We start from the raw sequence: 23,822 nt of genomic DNA, 5'->3' as shown, positions 1-23,822 counted from the left end.
TAAAAAAAAGAGGCTTTATTAAATAAAGCCTCTTTTTTTATAATCACTTTTCAGTTAAATTTTATGCCGAGTTTCTACTAGCATTAATGTTTCCAAACAAAGAGCGTGTTACAATCTTTTCATAAATCTCAATCATTTCAGTGTCTTTAACAGCTTCTTTTTCAAGTTCCTGAATTTTCTTTAATGCATATTGTTGTATAGTAAGCAAGGGAAGTACAATTGATTCCCTAACTTCAATAGATGCTTTTCCAGAAGGTTCGTTTTCCATTAATTCTTTATACCCCGTTAGTTTTAATAATAAAGATTTGGTGGTGATGTATTCATTATAAATAATATTCCAAAAAGCTCCAAATTCCTCATCCTTAGACATGTATTTTGTTAAGTCGAAAAACGATTTTGTTAGAGACATCATACTATTTTCCAATAACGTTTTGAAGAATTTAGAATTATTATACAAATGTTCCACTTTATAAAACTCTCCTTTGTCCTCATAAGCTTTTAAAGCAGTTCCTACGCCATAAAAACCAGGGACGTTTTGCTTTAATTGACTCCATGAACCGACAAAAGGAATGGCTCTTAGATCTGAAAACACTAATTTATCTGAAGTACCTCGTTTTGAAGGACGGCTACCAATATTAGTTTTAGCATAGTATTTTAAAGTACTCATGCGTTCTAAATAAGGAATGAACATGGGGTGGCCTTTAAAATTTTTATAAGCCTCATAACTCGTTTCTGCCAAATCGTTCATAACAAACCTGTCTTCATCACTCATGGCAGATTGTTGTTTGGCCATGCGATTAGCAATACCAGAACTAATTAATTGTTCTAAATTATATTGAGAAGAATCATGTGTGCCAAAGTTAGAACTAATGGTTTGCCCTTGAATAGTAAGTTGTACTTCTTTGTCTTCAATTGTTGGTCCTAATGACGCATAAAATTGATGTGTTTTTCCACCGCCTCGTGCAGGTGGCCCACCGCGGCCATCAAAAAATATAGCTGAAATATCATATTTTCGGGATATTTCGGTAAGTTTTTCCTTGGCAGTATAAATTCCCCAGTTTGCCATTAAATAACCACCATCTTTTGTTCCGTCAGAGAATCCTAGCATAATGGTTTGCTTATTTCCACGACTTTTTAAGTGAGCCATGTAAACGGGGTTTGTGTATAACTGCTCCATAACAGCTGGCGCATTTTCTAAATCGGTAATAGTTTCAAAAAGCGGTACTACATCAACGGTTAACTCATCATCAAAAGCCACTATTTTAAGCATGGCAAATAATTGCATCATATTTAATGCCGTTTGGTTGTTGCTTATAATGTATCGGTTAGCACCAAGTTCACCATTTGTTCCTTGAATTTCCTTAATCGCTTTAATGGTTTTCAAGGTGTTACTTACCATTTCATCTTCAAAAACATCTATATCTATAAGGTTACTGCTATCAACTTTAGATAATATGTTGATTTGTTCTTCTTCAGGTACATCATGATAATTCTTCGGGAATGATGGATGTCCAATTTTTATTAAATTATCTATAACTGTTGTAAATACATTATGATGTATTCTACTGTCTTGTCTTATATCTAAAGTTGCAAAATTGTAACCAAACAAATGAATTCTATTAATCAGATTATTTATTTCGCTTAGGTATAAAGATTGGTGATTATTTATTATTATATCTCTAATTTCTATAAGCTCTTTTTTGAATTCCTCAACACTTATAGCTTCTTTATAACCTAAGTCAATGCTATAATTATACATGATGGTTTCTAAATTTATAATACGCTCTTCAACATTTCTAAAAGTAAGTTTTCTACGCAATGCTTTTAGGTCGTTGTAGTAACATTTTAAAATGGCTTGTTTTAAACGTTTAGCAACTTTTATAGTGGTTTTGGGTTTTACAAACGGATTTCCATCTCTATCACCTCCTGGCCAAAAGCCAATATTAATAATGTCGTTATGAACCTCAGTATCAATAAAAATATTTTGTTGAATATAATTATAGATTTCTCCAAACGATTTATAAAACACGTTTTCCAAATACCAAATAAGGCTAACAGCTTCATCGTAAGGCGTTGGTTTTTTATGTTTGAAGAAAGGTGTTTTACCAAGTTGACCAAATAGGTTGTTAATATCGTTTAGGTTATTGGTTTTAATGGCTTCTGTTAAATCGGTAATAATTCCTAATACAGATCCTGGATAAAATTGAGTAGGGTGTGCCGTTAATACAATACGCACTTTAAAATGCTCCAAATAATCCTTTAATTCGTCCAATTTATTTTGAGAAACGGTCGATTCTTTAAGGTTTCTTAACGTGCCAATTCCCTCCATGTTATTTACAATTGGGAAAGCAGCATCTTCAATGGCATCAAACAAAACCACTTGTCTTTCAATGTATTGAATAAACCTAAAAAGTAAATTTATTTGACTTTCCCTGTTGCGTCTTGCTTGGTATTTTTTAAAGAATGTATCAACTATGGTTGTAGGGTCATCACCACTAGCAAAGCCTTTTTTACACGTTTCATGAAATAAAGGGAGTAGCACGCCGGTTTTTGATATGGCATCAAAAGGCAGCGTCATAAATATACTATTGTAAATTTGATATTTAGATAGGACGTTTTGTTTGAAACGGGTTAATTTAGGCTCTACAGGCATAATTCTTACAGTTAAAATTAGTCATAAATGTACTAAAGCTATAATTAACCTTGGCAAGCTTTCAAAAGATTTATTAATTTTTATTGTTTGATGAATACAAATTGTGAATTATTAAATAAAACTGCTTTTATTGTTGAATCTTTTTAATAGGAATAATCTTTTAAAATCAGGATTTTATTGCGGCCAAAAAAGGCACCAAGGATTTTCAAGAGAAGAATCCTTTTTTAATATGATATATGTCATATTCTATATTACTACAACACGATACATTTACAAATTATTTTCAAAAATAACCTAAACATATATGAAAAAATTACACGCATTCCATATCCCAGTAATGGGTATTGGATTCACCATAGATACCCCTTTAAAAGTGGCTCAATATGGTATAGATTCTGTGATTTCTTTAGTAGATGATATATTGCTTGAGAAACTTAGAAAAATGTATAGTGATACCTTTGAGGTTCCGTACCAAGAAATTACAGATAAGATCGATGATTTTAGAGCAAAAAGAATTACATCTTATTTAGATTTAATACACGATTTAGTTCAAAAGAAATTTGACGCTTTAAAAAATGTTAGTGCCGAAAAAATGGACGCCCTTTATACATACATAAATATGCTTCCTGAAAACTCGCCTATTAAAGACGATTTTAAAAGAATAACCTTGGGAGGACATAATTTCACGGAAATTAAAAATTGGGTTAATAAAAACTTGAAGTTAGGAAGCATAGATGTTAACATCATGACTAAAGTTGATAAAGACAACTATTTGAAAGACGAAAAATTACCTGTGGAATATAATGATGCCCATGCTGCTTTAAGAGGTTTTGCAAATAGTAAATTAAATTCATCAGTCGTGTTATCAGCAGGTTTAAATCCAAGACTTTATAGTTATATGGCTCAGTTTGAGGATTTTTATCCGAATGAGAATGGAGCCTTTAAAAAGAAAATTATTTTAAAGGTAAGTGATTATAGGTCTGCATTAATTCAAGGTAAATTTTTGGCTAAAAAGGGATTATGGGTTTCAGAATTTAGAATAGAATCCGGTCTTAATTGTGGTGGTCATGCTTTTGCAACTGATGGGTATTTGTTAGGGCCTGTCTTGGCAGAGTTTAAGGAAAAAAGGGAAGAGCTAAAAATTGTACTTCAAGAATTGGTACAGCAAGAATTTTTGAATCAAAACCGTGCATTTCCAGAGAATTTATCAATAAAAATATCTGCTCAAGGAGGCGTTGGCACCCATGAAGAACATGAGTTTTTAGTTAATGAGTACAATTTGGATTCTATAGGTTGGGGAACGCCCTTTTTATTGGTTCCAGAAGCAACAACGGTGGATGAAAAAACATTAAATAGACTAGTTGACGCCAAAGAAGAGGACTTATATTTAAGTAATATTTCTCCATTAGGAGTGCCATTTAACAACCTCAGAAATAATACAAAAGATGCCGAAAGAGATGTATTGATTAACAAAGGAAGGCCAGGAAGTTCTTGCCCTAAAAAATTTGTAGAATTAAACAAAGAATTTAAAGATAAAGGAATTTGTATTGCTTCCCGGGAATACCAATATTTAAAAATAAAGGAATTGGATGCCAAAAATTTAACTTTAGAAGATTATCAAACCGGATTTAATCAAATAACCGAAAAATCATGCGTTTGTGTTGGTTTAGGCACCTCGGCTATGTTAGCATATAATCTGGATACTAAATCCTTGGGAGACGGTGTGTCTATTTGTCCTGGACCCAATATGGCTTATTATTCTAAGATTATGAGTTTAAAGAATATTACAGACCATATTTATGGAAGGGATAGTATGATAACGAGAACAGATCGTCCAAATATATTCATAAAAGAACTTTATATTTATATAGATTATTTGAAAAATAAACTAGAAAGCTCTAAAGTTTCCATGAATAAAAAAGATGAAAAATACCTCTTAACTTTTACTAATAACCTTAATGAGGGGATTTTATATTACAGGCGTTTATTTCAAGATGCCAAGAATGCCTTTCAAGACGTTAAAGACATTGTTTTAAAAGAATTAGATAAGAGCGAAAGGATTTTATGCACCATTAATTTAGAAATTCAGAATATGGCAGTTTTAAATTAAAATTATAAAGCGTATTGTCAATTTATGTAGAATCCGATTTTAAGCACTTTTTCTTTATAAAACACAATAGTTTTAAATCGCATGGTATTTTTTATGATAATCTCATTTCAATAAAATTTTAATTAAGATATTTGTAATAAATAACAAAATTATGTTGGCATAAGTTTTGCTTATTTATTTGTAAAATATTCTGGTTGAAATGGATTTAGTAAAAGAAATAAAAAGATTAAAGAAAGAGAAAAACGCTGTTATTTTGGCGCATTATTATCAGGTTGCCGAAATACAAGATATAGCAGATTATGTAGGTGATAGTTTAGGCTTATCTCAAAAAGCCGCAGAAACCGATGCCGATATTATAGTATTTGCTGGAGTTCATTTTATGGCAGAAACTGCCAAAATATTAAACCCAACAAAAACCGTGGTGCTCCCAGATTTAAAAGCTGGTTGTTCGTTGGCAGATTCTTGTCCGCCAGATTTGTTTGAAAAATTCACAAAAGCACATCCAGATCATGTGGTTATTACCTATGTAAACTGTTCGGCAGAAATTAAAGCATTGAGTGATATTGTTTGCACGTCTTCCAATGCCGTTAAAATTGTAGAATCCATTCCTAAAGAGACACCTATTATTTTCGCGCCAGATAAAAATCTTGGAAGGTATATCATTAAAAAAACAGGCAGGGATATGTTACTTTGGGATGGCAGTTGTATTGTACATGAAGCTTTTTCTATTGATAAACTTATAGAATTGCATAAAAAACATCCAGATTATAAAATTATAGCTCACCCAGAATCTGAGGAACATATTTTGAATACAGCTACTTACATTGGTTCTACCTCTGGGATGATAAATTATGTAAAAACACATCCAAAAGATAAATTTATTGTAGCTACCGAAGCAGGGATTTTACATAAAATGCAACAAGAAATGCCAGAAACAGAATTATTACCTGCGCCTGCTGTTGAAGACAATACCTGTGCGTGTAGCGAATGTCATTTTATGAAAATGAACACACTTCAAAAACTATACAATTGCTTGCTTAATGAAAGTCCGCAAATTGAAGTGCCAGAACATATAAGAATAAAAGCGTTAGTGCCAATTGAACGTATGTTAGAACTATCTAAATAATATGATTTCTACAAACTATCTGGTTATTGGGTCTGGTATTGCTGGACTAACATTTGCTGTTAAAATAGCTGAAAAATTCCCTGACAGAAGGGTCATCGTCATTACTAAGGCCAACGAAGATGAGTCTAATACTAAGTATGCACAAGGAGGTGTGGCGATTGTTCTAGATGATAAGGACTCCTTTAAAAAGCATGTTAAAGATACGCTGATTGCTGGCGATGGACTTTGTGACGAAGCCGTCGTAAAAATGGTTGTAAGGGAAGGGCCTAAAAGACTTGAAGAGCTATTGCTTTGGGGGGCCAATTTTGATACCGATGCCAGTGGCGATTTTAATTTAGGTAAAGAAGGCGGACATTCAGAATATAGAATCGTTCATCATAAAGATATTACGGGTTACGAAATTGAACGCGCATTACTTAAAAAAGTGCATGAATTAAAAAATGTAACCTTGTGGTCACATCATTTTGCAATAGATTTAATAACCAAACATCATATTATAGATTCCCAAGCGAAAGATAATACGTGTTATGGTGCTTATGTTTTCGACCAAAAAAAAGGCACTATTTTCACCATTAAAGCAGATAGCACCTTATTGGCGGCAGGTGGAATAGGTAGGGTTTATGGACATACTACCAATCCTGTTATAGCTACGGGCGACGGCATAGCGATGGCTTATAGGGCGAAAGCAAGGATTACCGATATGGAATTTATCCAATTTCATCCAACGGCTCTTTATGATGCCAGAGGCGACCAATCGTCTTTTTTAATTTCTGAAGCTGTAAGAGGTATGGGGGCTTACCTAAGAAACAAAATCGGTTATAGGTTTATGCTTGGTTATGATGAACGTGCAGAATTGGCTTCTAGGGATATTGTCTCGCAAAGCATAGATAGTGAATTGAAGAAAACCGGAGATACTCATGTGTTTTTAGATTGTACCCATTTAGATATTGAAGAATTTAAAAAGCATTTTCCCAACATATATAAAAAGTGCAAACAAAGCCATATTGATGTTGCAACCGATTGGATTCCAGTGGTACCTGCGTCCCATTATTTATGTGGTGGTATAGATGTAGACATGGATGGCAAAACATCCATTAATAATTTATTTGCTTGTGGCGAATGTACAAGAACCGGTTTGCATGGCGCCAATAGATTAGCGTCAAATTCGTTATTGGAGGCCTTGGTATATGCCCATAATATTTTTAAATACCATTCTGAACATACTTATGAAACTTTGGAATTAGAAATTCCAGAATGGAATGATGAAGGCACAACTGTACCAAGAGAGCATGTTATCATTCAGTATAATTTAAAGCAATTACAGGCTTTAATGCGTGATTATGTTGGGATTGTGAGAAGCAATAGCCGATTAACAAAAGCTATTAAACATTTGGATTTAATGTCTGCTGAAGTTGAAGAATTTTACAAGCAAGCTAAAGTTTCCACCTCGCTATGCGAATTAAGAAACATGATTAATGTGGCGCATTTAATTATTAATCAATCTATTGCCAGAAAAGAAAATAAAGGCGGTTTTTATAAACTGGATAATATAAAAGAAAATGAGACTGAAGCTTAATTTTTTGCTTCAGTCCCATTAAAAATAAATAGACTACCTATTTATTTTCCTAACATAAGTAATTCATTGCAAACTACTTCAGTGATATAACGTTTTTCCCCTTCTTTGGTTTCATAACTTCTAGAGGTTAGTTTCCCTTCAATAGCAACTTCTTTGCCCTTTGTTAGATATTTTTCAATGATTTCTGCCGTTTTCCCCCAAGCAATTACATTGTGCCATTGGGTGTCGGTTACTTTTTCACCTTTATTGTTTTTATAACTTTCATTAGTTGCTATGGTGAATTTAGCAAGCATTTTTCCTGATTCTAAATTGATGATTTCTGGGTCATTACCTAAGTTACCAATCAACTGTACTTTGTTTTTAATTGCGCTCATAATTTTAATTTTTAATGTTAAACAGTTAATACTATCGAGTTCTTATGTTTCGACATGGCAAAGATGCAACAGCCTCCAAATGTTATTCGGTTATTAAATATTTAAAATCGTTTGTAAATGTTTGTAGTCGTTTGTAAACGAATAAAATTCCCCGTATATTAGCGCCTATATAAAATTACATAATATGACTATTAGCCAGATTATTAATCAATTAGAAATAAACCAAGGAGTGTTTAGGGATTTATTATTAAACAAAGTAGAGGATGAATATTTTTGGCGACCAGAACCAAATAAATGGTGTCTTCTGGAAATTGTTTGCCATTTATTAGATGAAGAGCAAGACGATTTTAGATCCAGAGTAAAGCACACTCTTGAAACACCGTCGATAGAAATGTCTTCAATTAATCCAGAAGGTTGGGTTTTAGAGCGTGATTATATATCACAAAACTATAAAGATATGCTACAGGCTTTTTTAAGTGAACGAAGTAAATCTGTTATTTGGTTAAAAAAGAATATTGATGCCCAATGGGATAATGTTTACCAACATCCAAAATTAGGAGAACTATCGGCAAAACTATTCTTAAGTAATTGGTTGGCTCATGACTATTTACATTTTAGGCAAATAAATAGGTATCAATATATTTATCTAAAAGAAAAAACAAATATGAACTTGCAATATGCAGGTAATTGGTAAATTTAAAAAACTGATTATGGCAAAACAATGTTTAGAATGTGGCGATCCTATTGTAGGCAGAATTGATAAAAAGTTCTGTAGCGATGCTTGTAGAAATGCCTACAATAATAATGTAAATAAGGATAGTAAAAACCTAATTCGCAATACCAATAACAGGTTACGTAAAAACCACCGCATTCTGGAAGCCGTTAACCCAGACAAAAAAACGACTATTTCCAGAGCAAAACTTATTGAAAAGGGTTTCGATTTTAATTACTTCACAAGTATTTACACCACAAAAGCAGGAACTGTGTATTACTTTGTGTACGACCAAGGATACTTGCCTATTGAGGGCGATTATTTTGCTTTGGTAAAACGAGAAAGCTAGTCTATTTCCAGTCTTGCCCTTTTAAAGCTAAAGCAGCTTTAAGGATGTCTTTCTGACTTATTTGACCAACCAATTTACCGTCTTGTAGAATGGGGAAACGACGACGCTTAGATTCCAAAAACTTATTGGCAGCATCAAAAATATTCATATTGCCATCAATGGTTTCAACATTTTTTACCATACATTTTTCAACCGTATTATTGATCATAGGTAAATTATGATACCTGCTTTCGCTTATTTGTTTTATACAATCACCTTCTGAAATGACACCTATTAACTCATTTTTACTGTTTACCACTGGTCCGCCAGAAATTCGATACTTAATTAGGATGTCTATGACGGTTTCAATCTTATCCTCAGATTTAAAAGTTATCAGTTTTGTACTCATATAATCACTAACCTTAATAGGGATGTCGGTGGTCATCTTCTTTTGATTTTTCCGTGCGGCTAAAAAACTTTTAATTCCCATAATGTTAAAATTTTAAGATTACTAAATGTAATTAATTTTTTTCATTTTTCCTATAATCATATTTTTAATAATTAAAAAGCATTAAACTTTGTGTATTCTTATATTATTAACAGGATTTTTTACAATACATTAAATATTTGAAATTAATTACGATAGTTATAAATGCATTCTTATCTTAATATTTATATGATTTTTGAAAGAATTAAGGAAGTTTTAATATAATAAATGTTAAAATTTTATAGTTTTAGCCCGTAAATAAATTAAACACATAAAAATGAAACAATTATTACTATTGGTTTTATTAATTAGCGGAATTCAATTAGATGCGCAGAGCAATTCTGAATTAATAAAACATTTTGAAGCTTATAGCAAGCAAATGAGAGCGCAAGGTGATATTCAAGGTATAATTAATGGGATGACGCATTTAAACGTATTGTCCCCATCTGCAGCCAGAACAGATACATTGGCTTATATTTACATGACAGAAGGTAAATATGTTCAAGCTTTAAATACTATTGGAATAGATAAAAAGGTAGACGATTCTGATATTGCTGTTCAGGTAAAAGCGATATCATTAAAATCTGTTAACGAACCAGAATTGTCACTTATACAATTTGAAGAACTTTTTAAGCGTGAACCGAATGCATCTGTTGCTTATGAATTAGCAGAACTTACTTTGCAGTTAAAAAAGTTAGATGAAGCAGAGAAGCATATTAACTACGGATTGGTAAATTCCAAAGCCGACATGAAACATACGTATTATGAACAACAATCGCCTTATCAAGTAGCATTAAAAAGTGGTTTTATGTATTTGAATGCCTTGTTGGTTTATAATAAAGACAACAAAGGAAATATTGATGCCGCCGTAGATATATTAGATGCAGCTTTAAAAGCATCGCCTAATTTTAACTTAACACAGTTAACTAAAAGCGAGTTGTTAAGACAAAAACAAGCATTACAGGCACAGTCAGCACAAGGCAATTAATATTACAGAAAATAAAAAAAGGGCTTTTTCTAGAATGAAAAGCCCTTTTTATTTTGAACGAACATCTAGCTGGGCTTTTCAATGTTTTGAGAATCATTTTCCATTTTCTTGTTTAATTGAAAACTGAGGTTGGAAAATGATACCAGAAGTTCTTCTAAAGTATTTAATAACTCTTGTTTTTTTGTAGTAGAAAGATTTGATAAGCTTTCTGTTTTATAAAGTTTGGTTTCTAATACCGTTATTCTGGCCAAAATAGCAGGAGTATTTATAGTGTCTGGAATGGTCTCCCTAATATCTCTAAATAAGGCTTGTAAGTTTTTTTTGGCATCCGTCTTAAAATAAGACAAATCACCTTTTTTTGTGTTTTCAATAATATTTTCTAACTGATTGAATTCTTGCCACGATCCAATAATCGGTTCAACTCTATCGTCTATCGCAAAATCCAAATAATTTAATTTAGAAATATCTTTTTCGGTAATAACTTGGCTCTTGTTGGTAGCATCATCACTATTTTCGGAGCTGGTTTGGGTTGTTTTTTTGCAAGACAAACACATTAGTAATATACACGCACATAAAAACTTTATAATCATTTCATATATTTTAAAAACCTACCACAAATATATGGCAATAGTTTATTTTTAATATCATTTCAAATAATTGTATATATTTGAACCGATCCCTAAATCTAATTAAAATGCTTGAAAACATCTGGTTCAACATACAGTATGGCATTAATCATGTTCTTGATATTAACGCCTACGACCATGTTTTATTTCTAATTGCCCTAACCGTTCCCTATGTTTTTAAAGATTGGAAACGGGTATTTTTGTTAGTTACAATGTTTACCCTCGGCCATACACTCTCTTTAGTTTTGGCTGTTTATAATATTGTTAGTATAAAAGTATCATTAGTTGAATTTTTAATTCCCATAACTATTTTAATTGTTGCCATTTTTAATGTGTTTACCGCAGGCAAAGGTCCACAAAAGGGAAAGGTCGGCGTTTTGTTTCTATCTGCTTTATTTTTTGGTTTAATTCATGGTTTGGGTTTTGCCAGGGAGTTTAAAATGTTAGTAGGAGATACCGATAATAAATTAGTTTTATTAATAGAATTTGCTTTAGGCATAGAAATTGCTCAAGTTATTATTGTGTTTATTGTTTTGTTTTTGGGCTATTTGGTCCAAACCTTATTTAGGTTCTCTAAACGCGATTGGGCCATGGTTATTTCGGCGGTGGTTATTGGTCTTGTAATACCAATGATACTTAAAAGTGATTATTTGGTTTAAAAAAGAAGCCAATCATAAGAAATTTGGTAAAACTTTAACGAACTTGCGTTGTGATTAAAATACCAACCATTTATATTCGTTATACAATTTTTTAATAGATTATATTGAATTTCATTAATGTCGGAAACCAAACAATTAAAATACGATAAAGCTTACTTACGGATAGCACAAGAGTGGGGTAAGTTATCATATTGTAAGCGTAGACAAGTAGGTGCGCTTATTGTTAAAGACCGAATGATAATTTCTGACGGATATAATGGTACACCATCTGGATTTGAGAATTTTTGTGAAGACGAAGACGGATATACCAAATGGTACGTGTTACATGCAGAAGCGAACGCTATTTTAAAAGTAGCAGCTTCTACACAATCCTGTAAAGGTGCAACGCTTTATATAACCATGTCACCTTGTAAGGAGTGTAGCAAGCTTATTCATCAAGCAGGTATTTTAAAAGTAGTTTATAACCAAGCTTATAAAGATGATTCTGGTTTGCGGTTTTTAGAAAAAGCCGGAATAAAACTTAAATTAATAGAAGATTTGAACCCATAATGCAGTTTCAAAAAAAATATTTGCCCATTATTTTAGGTGTTGCCATTGCAGCAGGCATCTATATTGGGGGAAAATTAAATTTTATGGATTCGTCCGATAGGTTGTTTACCAAGAATAGCAAGAAGGATAAAATCAACAGACTTATAGATTATATAGATTACGATTATGTTGATGATATAAATACCGATAGCATTGTAGATGTTACGGTTAACGGGATTTTAGATAATCTGGATCCACACTCGGTGTATATTCCAAAAGAAGACATGGATCGCGTTACCGAAAATATGAAAGGCGATTTTGTTGGCATTGGTATCAGTTTTTACACTTATAAAGACACTATTGTGGTTATTAGATCCATTGAAAATGGCCCCAGTGAAAGAGCGGGAATAAAAGGAGGAGACAGAATCGTTATGGCAAATAATGATTCTTTGACAGGTAAGCGATTACAGGACAGAGAAATTTTAGAGAAGCTAAAAGGCGAAATCAATTCCAAAGTAAATCTTAAGGTTTATAGAAAAGGTGAGCCAAAACTTCTAAACTTCACGGTAAAGCGCTCCAACATCCCAATAAAAAGTGTTGATGCCGCTTATATGCTTACAGAAAAACTAGGGTATATAAAAGTAAATCGGTTTGCTGAAACGACCTATCGCGAATTTAAAATGGGATTAGACAAACTTATAGCTTTTGGCGCAACAGAAATTGCACTCGATTTAAGGGATAACCCTGGCGGATTTCTTGGTATTGCGGAGCAAATGGTTGATGAGTTTTTAGAAGACGATAAACTTATTTTATTCACTAAAAACAAGCGCGGAAATACCGAGAAAAGTTATGCAACAGATAAAGGCGATTTTGAAGATGGTAAAGTGTATGTCCTTATAAACGAAAATTCAGCTTCTGCCAGTGAAATAGTGGCAGGCGCACTTCAAGATCATGATAAGGGAACTATTGTGGGTCGCCGTTCTTATGGTAAAGGACTTGTTCAGCGAGAAATGGATTTGGGAGATGGTAGCGCTGTGCGTTTAACAGTATCACGTTATTATACACCAACCGGGCGTTCCATACAACGGCCTTATAAAAATGGACATAAAGATTACTACGATGATTATTTTTCGAGATTGGAAAGCGGCGAATTATTGGATCCAGAAAAAATAAAAGTACATGACTCCTTAAAGTTTAAAACACCAGGAGGAAAAATTGTCTATGGCGGCGGCGGGATTATTCCAGATGTATTTGTGCCTATTGATAACAGTATGCAAAACGAAACCTTGACCTATATACAATATCGCGGATATATAGCAAACTTTGCTTTTGAAATGTTGGATAGAGATAGAAGGGCTTATGAAGGCATGCCTAAACAAGACTTTATAGAAAATTTTGAAGTTACAGATGATATGGTTCTCAAATTTCAAGAGTACTTGAATGTGAGGACGGGTTCTAAAATCACGTTTGTGGCTTATAACGAAGAAGTCAAACAATATATCAAGGCCACCTTGGCCGATCAACTTTATGGTGAAGGTTCCTTTGCTGAAATCATCAATCAAAAAGATATTATGATTGAAGAGGTTATTAAGTTGAGTGAGGGGGAGTAACTAACATCTTTTACCATACATCTAAAAAATCTTTTTCTCACAAAATTTTTAAGTACATTTAATTTTTAATTTAAAATTAAGAATTGGTGTTAAAGTACATTTACTTCATTTTTATATTTTTAACATTTCAATCTTTTTATTCTCAATGTCCTGTTGGGGATGTTACGTTAGGCACACAATCAGATGTTGATAATTTTATATCTACTTATCCAGCTTGCGAAATTATAGATGGAGATTTAATAATTGGATTTTCAGTGACTGATATTTCAGGGATAACTTCAATAAAAAGAATTGAAGGTTCTTTAAGAATACTTTATTCAGGTATAACAACGGTTTCCAATTTTAGTAATTTAGAGTTTATTGGTGGTGATTTTGAATTAAAGGAAAATACTAATTTGACAGTAATTGAAAATATCAATCAGTTACAAACCATAGGAGGAGGATTAAAAATATACACTAACTACGGGGGATTAAATACTATAAAAGGGTTTAATAGCTTAGATATTGTAGTTGGTGAGTTTACAATTGAACAAAACCCCAGTTTAGAAATTATTTCAGGATTTGATAAATTGAAGAAAGTAGGAGATTTTCAAATTAGTAATAATGATTCACTTATAGGTATTCCAAAGTTTAATCAATTAGTTGACGTAGGATGGGATTTGGATATATCGGGAAACGATTTGTTAAACACAATAGATGGATTTAATTCATTGACAGAAGTATTTCTAGCAATGAATATAAAATTCAATGCCAGCTTAGTTACAATTTTAGGATTTGATAGTTTAAATAAAATACAAAATTTAAACATTGGTGAAGGCCCAATTACAAATATACCTTCCTTTAGCAACATCATAAATATTAATTCAATTAACATCACAGGAACGAAATTAGCCTACCTTGATGGATTTAACAATCTTCAGGTCATTCAAGGTATAGACCCGCATTTTGGGATATTATACTTAAATGGCAACGATGAGCTTTTAGAGATATCAGGTTTTAAAGAGCTTAAAAATGTCGATGGTCAATTTAGTATTACTAATAATGGCAATTTAAATAGTTTGATTGGATTTAATAATTTAATTGAAACTAGGAACATAAATGTAACGGCTAATGAATCTTTAGCTAGCTTAAATGGTTTGGAGAATTTAATGAACTTAGGCACTATATCTGGTTCTAGCTTATTTATCACAAGTAATCCATCACTAACGGATTGTACAGCTTTATGTAATTTAGTAACAATTGGAAATATTTTGGGGACCGTTAATTTTTCAAATAACCCTTCAAAATGTAGTAGTGAATATGAAGTGAAAGCTGAATGCATCCCCGATTTTGATAAAGATGGAATTTTAGATGATGATGATTTAGATGATGATAATGATGGAATTCTTGATACGGTTGAACAAAACGGCAATCCAAATAGAGATACTGATTTAGATGGTTATCCAGACCACCAAGATTTAGATAGTGATGGTGATGGTTGTTTTGATGTTATTGAGGCTGGGTTTACAGATGGTGATGCAAATGGTACTTTAGGAAGTCTGCCTGATACTGTTGATACAAACGGTTTAATCGTTGGAGAGCTTGATGGTTATACAGTTCCTCTAGATAGCGATGGTGATAATATTTTTGATTTTCAACAATTTAATATATTAAATGCAGGAGAGGATGGAAGTCTGGAACTATGTGTAAATAGCATTTCGGTAAATCTTTTCGATAGTCTAGGTGGAACACCAGATTCTGGAGGTGTTTGGTCACCAAGTTTGGCAAGTGGCACAGGAATTTTTGATCCTTCAGTCGATGTTCCTGGTATTTATACTTATACTGTTGCCAATGGAGTTTGTGGTTTGGACATTTCGCAGGTTGAAGTTGTATTAGATCAATTGCCAAATGCAGGATTAGATGGTAATTTACTAATATGTGAAAATGCTACTCCTGTCAATCTTTTTGATAGTCTTGGCGGAACACCAAATAATGGTGGTATTTGGACACCAAGTTTGGCAAGTGGGACAGGGATTTTTGATCCTTTGGTTGATCTATCTGGTATTTACACCTACACTGTTACTAATGGAGTTTGTGGTTCGGATATGTCAGAGGTAAATGTTGTTGTTGAGGAACTGCCAAATGCAGGAGTTAATGGCAGTTTGGAGATTTGTGCAAACAGTATCCCCATAGACCTTTTTGATAGTCTAGGCGGACTACCTGATGCTTTGGGCGTGTGGTCACCAAGTTTGGCAAGTGGCACAGGTTTTTTCGACCCATCAATAGATGTTCCTGGCATTTATTCTTATACGGTTACTAACGGAGTTTGTGGTGCAGATACTTCACAGGTAAATGTTATTGTTGTCCAATTAACAAATGCAGGATTAGATGGGGGTTTAGAAATATGTAAAAATGCTACTCCTGTCAATCTTTTCGATAGCCTTGGTGGAACACCAGATTCTGGAGGCATTTGGTCTCCCAGTTTAATCAGTGGCACAGGGGTTTTTGACCCTTCTGTTGATGCATCCGGCATCTACCTATACACCGTTGCTAATGGAGTTTGTGGTTCGGATACTTCGGAGGTAAATGTTGTTGTTGACGAACTACCAAATGCAGGATTAGATGGGAGTTTGGAGATTTGTATAAATAGTAATTCCATAGACCTCTTTGATAGCCTAAATGGAATACCAGATTCTGGAGGCATTTGGTTACCAAGTTTAACAAGTGGCACGGGAGTTTTTGATCCTTTGGTTGATTCTTCTGGAACTTATACTTATACAGTTACCAATGGAGTTTGTGGTTCAGATACTTCAGAAGTCATTGTAAATATAACTAATGTTACTCCAATTCAAGAATATGTGGTTAAAACAACGGAGTTCAGTGGTAATAATTTGATTGAAATTATAATTAATTCTAATTTACAATATGAATATTCTTTAGATAATGTAAACTTTCAATCAAGCAATGTGTTTAATAATTTATCAGGAGGTGAATATATTCTTTATGTTAAGGAAGTTAGTGGATGTGGTATTTTAGAAGTGTTAGTATCTATTTTAGATTATCCAAAATATTTTACTCCTAATAATGATGGATTTAATGATACCTGGAAACTTAAAGGAATAACAAACCAAGAGTATTCTATATATATTTATGATAGATATGGTAAGCTTTTAAAACATCTGGTATCATTTGAAAACGGTTGGGACGGAACATTTAACGGGGAGGCTCTTCCAACCAGCGATTATTGGTTTAAAGTTGTTTTTAACAATGGGATAGTGAAAAACGGGCATTTTACACTTAAGAGATAATAATTTTAATTTATCACGCACTTAGCATAATCCACTTCATCCCAAAGGGTTAACCAATTATAAACTGATTATGCATACCAATGGCCTGTTATTAATAATTAAAGCGTCAAACATCAACGGCGTTGTTTTACTTTTTCCTCAATCTGTTTGGAAATTCTTAATATAAGCATTAAAAAGATAGCGCAAACTCCTGCCAGAATAGTTATTAAAGCGGTAACGCTTTCACCTTCAAGAGGTGCATTAAAGTCCACTTTAGTAAAGTTAAATACAATTAATACAAAGGCAAGTAAACTGATAATGATGGTTATGATTTTCATATGTAGATAATATTTTTTAAATGATTTCAAATAAAGCTTTAACGTTATGGGCAAATAGCTTAACAGCAATAGCTAACAACACAACCCCAAACACTTTTCTAACAATGTTGATGCCATTTTGACCCAAAAAGCGTTCAATGGTTTTAGAGGTTTTTAAGACTATAAAAATAACAATAACGTTTAAAATAATAGCGACAATAATGTTTTCTGTTCTAAATTCAGCTCTTAAAGACAATAAGGTTGTTAAGCTTCCAGGGCCAGCTATTAAAGGAAACGCTAAGGGAAATACAGAAGCGGTATTGGCAGTGTGTTCTTCTTGTTTGTAAAGGGTGATGCCCAAAATCATTTCTAAAGCAATAAAAAATAAAATAAAAGAACCAGCAACGGCAAAAGAGTTTACGTCGATGCCTATAAGATTTAAAATACTTTTTCCAAGAAATAAAAAGGCGACCATAATGATTCCAGATATAATGGCTGCTTTTCTGCTATTTATGTGGCCTACTTTTTTTCGTAGATCTATCACAATGGGAATATTGCCAACAATATCCACGACTGCAAATAAAATCATAAATGCCGTAAATATTTCTCTAAAAACGAGTTGCATAACGCTGAGTTTAAATTTTGATGCAAAGTTCGATAATAATTGCAAAACTTACAGCTTAATAAATTTAAAGTTTATCTATTTTTGTGCACTTAATAATATTGGTATTTATGTTTCAATTAGGGAAAACAATAGTTTCAGAAGACATTATAAAAAAGGACTTTGTTTGCAATTTATCAGCATGCAAAGGCGCTTGCTGCGTTGATGGTGATGCCGGCGCGCCTTTAGAAGAGGAAGAAACTAAGATATTGCAGGATATATATCCTAAAGTAAAACCATTTTTACGCCAGGTAAGTATTGACGCTATTGAAGACCAAGGTACTTTTATAACAACAAAAGATGGCGATTTTGAAACGCCATTGCTTGATGGGGCAGACTGTACTTACGTTATTTATGATGAAAAAAAAGTGGCACTTTGCGCTATTGAAGAAGCTTACAACCAAGGAGAAATTACCTGGAAAAAACCAGTATCCTGTCATTTGTATCCCATCAGGGTAACAGATTACACAGAATTTTCGGCAATAAATTATCATAAATGGGAAATATGTGATGATGCTTGTACACTTGGGAAGGAACTTCAAGTACCCATTTACAAATTTGTAAAACAAGCACTCATTAGAAAATTTGGGGAAGATTGGTATATGGAGTTGGAGAAAATTGCCAAAACTTACACTTAAAATAAACCTCAAAACATATTTTACCATTACTGCATTTTCATATTAATTTCACCTTAGTTTATTAAATTTAAGAACCCTTGTTTTACAGTGCCTAAGCAAGTTTTTAATTTTTAAATAATTGATTTTCAACAACTTAAAATTTAAGTAATTATCTGTATTTTTTGAGTTCATGTTATAATTTGTTAAAAACTTGTTGACAATGTTTATAACTATACCTTTCATTTTAACGCTCTTTTTTGAATCTTTGTTAATCCCAAGTTGAAACTAATTTTCGCTTAAATTTTCACAAAAAACAAAAAGAATGTCGCAGGCTATTGAACCCATTTTACAAGAAAACAAAGATCGTTTCGTTATTTTTCCAATTAAACATCATGATATCTGGGAATGGTATAAAAAGCAAGAAGCAAGTATTTGGACCGCTGAAGAAATTGATTTGCACCAAGACCTATCAGATTGGAACATCAAACTAACAGATGACGAGCGTTATTTTATCAAGCATGTTTTAGCATTTTTCGCCGCCAGTGATGGTATTGTAAATGAAAACTTAGCCGAAAACTTTGTGTCTGAAGTACAATATACAGAGGCGAAATTCTTTTATGGCTTTCAAATTATGATGGAGAACATTCATTCTGAAGTATATTCGTTGTTGATTGACACCTATGTAAAAGATGATAAAGAGAAAGATGAATTGTTTAAAGCCATTGAAGTGTTTCCTGCCATTAAAGAAAAAGCAGACTGGGCCTTAAAATGGATAGATTCGCCAAGTTTTGCAGAACGTTTGATTGCGTTTGCAGCTGTGGAAGGCATCTTTTTCTCAGGAAGTTTTTGCTCTATTTTCTGGCTTAAAAAACGAGGATTATTACCTGGATTAACATTCTCAAACGAATTGATTTCCAGAGATGAAGGAATGCATTGCGATTTTGCGGTGCACCTACATAACAACCACATAGTAAATAAAGTTTCAAAAGAACGTATTACAGAAATATTAACGAACGCCTTAGATATTGAGCGCATGTTTATCACCGAATCGCTTCCAGTAAGTTTAATAGGTATGAACGCCAAATTAATGACACAATATTTAGAGTTTGTAACCGATAGATTATTAGGAGAATTTGGTTGTGACAAAGTTTACAATTCCACTAATCCTTTTGATTTTATGGATATGATTTCATTACAAGGGAAAACCAACTTCTTCGAAAAACGAGTATCTGAATATCAAAAAGCAGGTGTTCTTAATAAAGAAGAGGATAAGGACAAGTTTACCTTTGACGCCGATTTTTAATTGGGTTCTAAATTTTCAAAAGTTCAATTTTTTGAAAATTCAATTAAAATGATATTTCCATAAATATTGGAAAATTAATTAAGTTTTTTATTAAGTATAAGTTTAAAAATATTCTGCTAAACCTTGCGTTTCAGAACTCCTTTTTTAGGCTTATTAAAACAACCAATACCAACTAAGTTTATCTAACTGACCATTAGAGCCCAAACTTGGAATAACTAATCAACCCATTTTCTGAAGGTGTATCAGAAAAACTAAAAAAACGTGTAAAGCAATGTATGTACTAAAAAGAGACGGAAGAAAAGAACAAGTCATGTTCGACAAAATTACAGCAAGAGTTAGAAAATTATGCTATGGATTAAATGAATTGGTAGATCCATTAAAAGTAGCCATGAGAGTTATTGAAGGGTTATACGATGGTGTTACCACCAGCGAACTTGATAATCTTGCGGCGGAAATTGCTGCAACCATGACTACGGCACATCCAGATTATGCCCGTCTTGCTGCAAGAATTTCAGTGTCTAACTTACATAAAAACACTAAAAAGACTTTTAGCGAAGTGATGCACGATTTGTATACCTATATAAATCCAAGAACAGGAAAAGAAGCGCCTCTTTTAGCAGATGATGTGTATGAAGTGATAATGGCCAACAAAGATGTTTTGGATTCTACCATTATTTACAATCGCGATTTTGGTTATGATTATTTTGGGTTTAAAACTTTAGAACGTTCGTATCTTTTGAAATTGAACGGTCAAATTGCGGAACGTCCACAACACATGCTCATGCGTGTTGCTGTCGGCATTCATTTAAATGATATGGAATCGGTTATTGAGACGTATGAGCTCATGTCTAAAAAATACTTTACACACGCTACACCAACGCTTTTTAACGCTGGTACTCCAAAGCCACAAATGTCGTCTTGTTTCTTATTAACTATGAAAGAAGACAGTATAGATGGTATATACGATACATTAAAACAAACAGCTAAAATATCTCAATCGGCGGGGGGTATTGGTCTAGCAATTCATAATATACGTGCCACAGGAAGTTATATAGGTGGTACCAATGGGACTAGTAATGGTATTGTGCCCATGTTACAAGTGTTTAATGATACGGCCCGTTATGTAGACCAAGGGGGCGGAAAACGTAAAGGAAGTTTTGCTATTTATATTGAAACCTGGCATGCCGATATTTTTCAATTTTTAGAGTTGAAGAAAAACCACGGTAAAGAAGAAATGCGTGCGCGAGATTTATTTTATGCGATGTGGATTTCAGATTTATTTATGAAACGTGTACAGGAAGATGGCCATTGGACTTTGATGTGCCCTAACGAATGCCCAGGTTTGGATGAGGTACATAGTGAAGCCTTTGAAACCTTATACATAAAATACGAAACCGAAGGTAAAGGACGTAAAACCATTAAAGCGAGAGAGCTTTGGGAAAAAATATTGGAATCTCAAATTGAAACAGGGACGCCTTATATGTTGTATAAGGATGCAGCAAATCGTAAATCTAATCAACAGAATTTAGGAACCATCCGTTCGTCTAATTTATGTACAGAGATTTTAGAATATACGTCTCCAGATGAGGTGGCGGTATGTAACTTAGCATCCATTGCGTTACCAATGTTTGTGAAAAATGGTGAGTTCGACCATAAAGAACTTTTCCGTATCACAAAACGTGTTACCAAAAACTTAAACAGGGTTATTGATAGAAACTACTATCCAGTAAAGGAAGCAGAAAACTCTAATATACGCCATAGACCCATAGGTTTGGGTGTGCAAGGATTGGCAGATACGTTTATACAATTACGTATGCCATTTACCAGTGATGACGCTAAAAAATTAAACCAAGATATTTTTGAAACCCTTTATTTTGCAGCTGTTACTGCGAGTATGGAAGAAGCCAAAGAAGATGGGCCTTACCAAACTTTTAAAGGATCTCCAATAAGCAAAGGTGAATTTCAGCATAATCTTTGGGGCTTAAAAGACGAAGAATTAAGTGGAAATTGGGATTGGGATAAATTACGTAAACAAGTAATGAAACACGGTGTGCGTAACTCATTATTGGTAGCACCAATGCCAACAGCTTCCACGTCCCAAATTCTTGGAAACAATGAATGTTTTGAACCTTACACCTCTAACATTTATACACGTCGCGTATTATCTGGTGAATTTATTGTTGTGAATAAGCATCTATTGGAAGATTTAGTAGAATTAGGTCTTTGGGATGATAGTTTAAAACAAGAAATTATGCGTGCCAATGGTTCCGTACAACATGTAGATATCATTCCCCAACACATTAAAGAGTTATACAAAACCGTTTGGGAATTAAGCATGAAAGATATTATTGATATGTCTCGCCAAAGAGGTTATTTTATTGATCAATCACAATCACTTAACTTGTTTTTAGAAGGTGCTACGATGGCGAAATTAACGTCTATGCATTTTTATGCTTGGAAAAGTGGTTTAAAAACAGGTATGTACTATTTGCGTACTAAGAGTGCTGTGGACGCTATTAAGTTCACTTTAGATAAAGCTCAAAAATTAGAGCCTAATGCGCAAGTAGAAGAAGTGATAGATGAAGCACATTTAGAGCAACAAAAAAAATTAGCTGTTAAAGCAGCAAACAAATTTGCCCAACAAAATACAGAAGCCGAACCCATGTCTGCCGAAGAAATGAAAGCCTTAATTGCCCAAGCTAAAGCCGCTGAAGGCGACGATTGCTTAATGTGTGGGTCTTAATTTTTATTTAAGTGTTTAAAGTAAAAAGCATCTCGAAAGAGATGCTTTTTTGTTTCAAAAGACTATATTTATTTTTTTAAACTAAATAATATATTGTGGCATTTGAAAATTTCATAGTAACTCCAGACTTGTATGCAAGTAAAGGAAGTCGATTTACAAACTATATAATAGACTTAATAATTTTTATGTTGATTGCTTTTGGAACATTATTCCTTTTAGCAACTTTGTTTTATGCATTAGCTGAAGATACTTCCCCTATGGATAATTTTATTAATGGTCTAGAAAACATAAATCCGCTATTAGATAGGCTATTAACAGCTATAGTACTTGCACTTCTTTATTTTTCAACTGAGACTTTATTGAAGGGAAGGACAGTGGGTAAATACATTACAAAAACTAAAGTTGTACTCGTTGATGGCACGAATCCAAATGCTTTAGAGTATTTAAAACGAAGCTTTTCTAGAGTGATACCTTTTGAGGCACTTTCATTTTTGGGTGCAGAGGGAAGAGGCTGGCATGATACCATATCTAAAACCTATGTTGTTGATATTCAAAAATACCAAGCTAAGCTAAAAGCTCACGATAGCTTAGAACAAATTGGAAAAAATATTGAAAATGAATAATTAAAGGATTATTATTTATACTGGCATAAATAAGACGTTTGCCCAGATACTTTTACCAAAAACTTTTTATTGGCATCAATTTGGTATGATTCTCCAGTTTTGTAAGTTGTCCACTTAGAATCCCCCGGTAATTTAACAGTCATGGCGCCTTCTACAACAATCATGGTTTCGTGCGTCGAAGTTCCGAATTCATATTCTCCTGCTTCCATAACGCCTATGGTAGATTTCCCTGTTGAAGACGTGTATCCTAAAGATTTAACGTTGCCTCCAAAATATTCGTTTGTTGAAATCATATGTTTTATATTTTTTTTGCGAAAATAGAGAACTTAGCTGAAGTAATAAAAAAATGAGTGAAAGATTGTTGTTTGAATGTGACTAGTCCTAAAAAATCGATACAGGTTATTAGACAAAAATAGATTAATTAAACAGCATCAAAAACGTTTTTGATGCTGTATTTAGTTTTATAGGTTTTCATTTTAAGTTTGTTTTGCTGGTGCATTAGATTTGGAGTCAGC

21 protein-coding genes are annotated in these 23,822 nt (G+C 33.1%); 14 read left to right on the top strand and 7 right to left on the bottom strand.

Translation table 11 applies throughout. From position 1 onward, the window contains the following. Window positions 1-61: 61 nt before the first annotated feature. Window positions 62-2,653, bottom strand: coding sequence for a phosphoenolpyruvate carboxylase (locus CSW08_RS10215; protein WP_106659787.1), 2,592 nt, complete (start codon window positions 2,651-2,653; stop codon window positions 62-64). Window positions 2,654-2,957: 304 nt separating this feature from the next. Between CSW08_RS10215 and CSW08_RS10210 the strand changes: the two genes are divergently transcribed. The 3 genes from CSW08_RS10210 to nadB all read left to right on the top strand — a co-directional run bounded on the left by CSW08_RS10210 (window position 2,958) and on the right by nadB (window position 7,465). Next, window positions 2,958-4,763, top strand: a complete 1,806-nt coding sequence (locus tag CSW08_RS10210) for a hypothetical protein (protein WP_106659786.1) — start codon at window positions 2,958-2,960, stop codon at window positions 4,761-4,763. 199 nt (window positions 4,764-4,962) lie between these two features. Then, a complete protein-coding gene (nadA, locus tag CSW08_RS10205; RefSeq protein WP_106659785.1) occupies window positions 4,963-5,889 on the top strand; it encodes a quinolinate synthase NadA in 927 nt (308 codons plus the stop codon). A 1-nt stretch (window position 5,890) separates the two neighbouring features. Beyond that, window positions 5,891-7,465 (top strand): L-aspartate oxidase, encoded by a 1,575-nt coding sequence (nadB, locus tag CSW08_RS10200; RefSeq protein WP_203226876.1) that lies wholly within the window; start codon window positions 5,891-5,893, stop codon window positions 7,463-7,465. A gap of 41 nt (window positions 7,466-7,506) precedes the next feature. Here the strand turns inward: nadB and CSW08_RS10195 are convergent, their stop codons facing one another. Then, complete coding sequence (locus CSW08_RS10195) at window positions 7,507-7,839, bottom strand: single-stranded DNA-binding protein (RefSeq protein ID WP_106659784.1); 333 nt, start codon at window positions 7,837-7,839, stop codon at window positions 7,507-7,509. A gap of 184 nt (window positions 7,840-8,023) precedes the next feature. On the opposite strand from CSW08_RS10195, the gene CSW08_RS10190 reads away from it, so the two are divergent. Continuing rightward, a complete protein-coding gene (locus CSW08_RS10190) occupies window positions 8,024-8,533 on the top strand; it encodes a DinB family protein (protein ID WP_106659783.1) in 510 nt (169 codons plus the stop codon). Between the two features lie 16 nt (window positions 8,534-8,549). Beyond that, window positions 8,550-8,900, top strand: a complete 351-nt coding sequence (locus CSW08_RS10185) for a DUF2116 family Zn-ribbon domain-containing protein (protein WP_106659842.1) — start codon at window positions 8,550-8,552, stop codon at window positions 8,898-8,900. 1 nt (window position 8,901) lies between these two features. Here CSW08_RS10185 and CSW08_RS10180 read toward each other — a convergent pair whose 3' ends face one another. Next, complete coding sequence (locus tag CSW08_RS10180) at window positions 8,902-9,369, bottom strand: CBS domain-containing protein (RefSeq protein ID WP_106659782.1); 468 nt, start codon at window positions 9,367-9,369, stop codon at window positions 8,902-8,904. A 274-nt stretch (window positions 9,370-9,643) separates the two neighbouring features. On the opposite strand from CSW08_RS10180, the gene CSW08_RS10175 reads away from it, so the two are divergent. Continuing rightward, entirely contained in the window at window positions 9,644-10,354 is a 711-nt protein-coding gene (locus CSW08_RS10175) for a hypothetical protein (RefSeq protein WP_106659781.1), read from the top strand. 65 nt (window positions 10,355-10,419) lie between these two features. On the opposite strand, the gene CSW08_RS10170 is transcribed toward CSW08_RS10175, so the two are convergent. After that, complete coding sequence (locus tag CSW08_RS10170; RefSeq protein WP_157831468.1) at window positions 10,420-10,944, bottom strand: hypothetical protein; 525 nt, start codon at window positions 10,942-10,944, stop codon at window positions 10,420-10,422. Window positions 10,945-11,048: 104 nt separating this feature from the next. On the opposite strand from CSW08_RS10170, the gene CSW08_RS10165 reads away from it, so the two are divergent. The 4 genes from CSW08_RS10165 (at window position 11,049) to CSW08_RS10150 (ending at window position 17,064) form a co-directional block, all read left to right on the top strand. Then, on the top strand, window positions 11,049-11,639 hold the full coding sequence (locus tag CSW08_RS10165; RefSeq protein ID WP_106659779.1) for a HupE/UreJ family protein: 591 nt from the start codon (window positions 11,049-11,051) through the stop codon (window positions 11,637-11,639). Window positions 11,640-11,756: 117 nt separating this feature from the next. After that, entirely contained in the window at window positions 11,757-12,188 is a 432-nt protein-coding gene (locus CSW08_RS10160) for a deoxycytidylate deaminase (protein ID WP_106659778.1), read from the top strand. After that, on the top strand, window positions 12,188-13,777 hold the full coding sequence (locus CSW08_RS10155; RefSeq protein WP_106659777.1) for a S41 family peptidase: 1,590 nt from the start codon (window positions 12,188-12,190) through the stop codon (window positions 13,775-13,777). Before CSW08_RS10160 ends, CSW08_RS10155 begins: the two co-directional genes overlap by 1 nt. Before the next feature lie 86 nt (window positions 13,778-13,863). Continuing rightward, on the top strand, window positions 13,864-17,064 hold the full coding sequence (locus CSW08_RS10150) for a T9SS type B sorting domain-containing protein (RefSeq protein WP_162495552.1): 3,201 nt from the start codon (window positions 13,864-13,866) through the stop codon (window positions 17,062-17,064). A 113-nt stretch (window positions 17,065-17,177) separates the two neighbouring features. On the opposite strand, the gene CSW08_RS10145 is transcribed toward CSW08_RS10150, so the two are convergent. Beyond that, window positions 17,178-17,381, bottom strand: a complete 204-nt coding sequence (locus CSW08_RS10145) for a hypothetical protein (protein WP_106659775.1) — start codon at window positions 17,379-17,381, stop codon at window positions 17,178-17,180. A 16-nt stretch (window positions 17,382-17,397) separates the two neighbouring features. Then, window positions 17,398-17,985, bottom strand: coding sequence for a MarC family protein (locus tag CSW08_RS10140; protein ID WP_106659774.1), 588 nt, complete (start codon window positions 17,983-17,985; stop codon window positions 17,398-17,400). A 107-nt stretch (window positions 17,986-18,092) separates the two neighbouring features. On the opposite strand from CSW08_RS10140, the gene CSW08_RS10135 reads away from it, so the two are divergent. The 4 genes from CSW08_RS10135 (at window position 18,093) to CSW08_RS10120 (ending at window position 23,307) form a co-directional block, all read left to right on the top strand. After that, window positions 18,093-18,659, top strand: coding sequence for a DUF3109 family protein (locus CSW08_RS10135; protein WP_106659773.1), 567 nt, complete (start codon window positions 18,093-18,095; stop codon window positions 18,657-18,659). A 301-nt stretch (window positions 18,660-18,960) separates the two neighbouring features. After that, complete coding sequence (locus CSW08_RS10130) at window positions 18,961-19,941, top strand: ribonucleotide-diphosphate reductase subunit beta (protein ID WP_106659772.1); 981 nt, start codon at window positions 18,961-18,963, stop codon at window positions 19,939-19,941. Window positions 19,942-20,212: 271 nt separating this feature from the next. Further along, window positions 20,213-22,684: a ribonucleoside-diphosphate reductase subunit alpha gene (locus tag CSW08_RS10125; protein ID WP_106659771.1), complete on the top strand. Its 2,472-nt coding sequence runs from the start codon at window positions 20,213-20,215 to the stop codon at window positions 22,682-22,684. 95 nt (window positions 22,685-22,779) lie between these two features. Then, entirely contained in the window at window positions 22,780-23,307 is a 528-nt protein-coding gene (locus CSW08_RS10120; RefSeq protein ID WP_157831467.1) for an RDD family protein, read from the top strand. Between the two features lie 11 nt (window positions 23,308-23,318). Here the strand turns inward: CSW08_RS10120 and ppnP are convergent, their stop codons facing one another. Then, window positions 23,319-23,600 (bottom strand): pyrimidine/purine nucleoside phosphorylase, encoded by a 282-nt coding sequence (ppnP, locus tag CSW08_RS10115; RefSeq protein ID WP_106659769.1) that lies wholly within the window; start codon window positions 23,598-23,600, stop codon window positions 23,319-23,321. Window positions 23,601-23,822 lie beyond the last annotated feature (222 nt).

The sequence above is a fragment of the Confluentibacter flavum genome, assembly GCF_002843175.1.
Classification (GTDB): domain Bacteria; phylum Bacteroidota; class Bacteroidia; order Flavobacteriales; family Flavobacteriaceae; genus Confluentibacter; species Confluentibacter flavum.
This window is presented reverse-complemented; position numbering and strand designations above follow the sequence as displayed.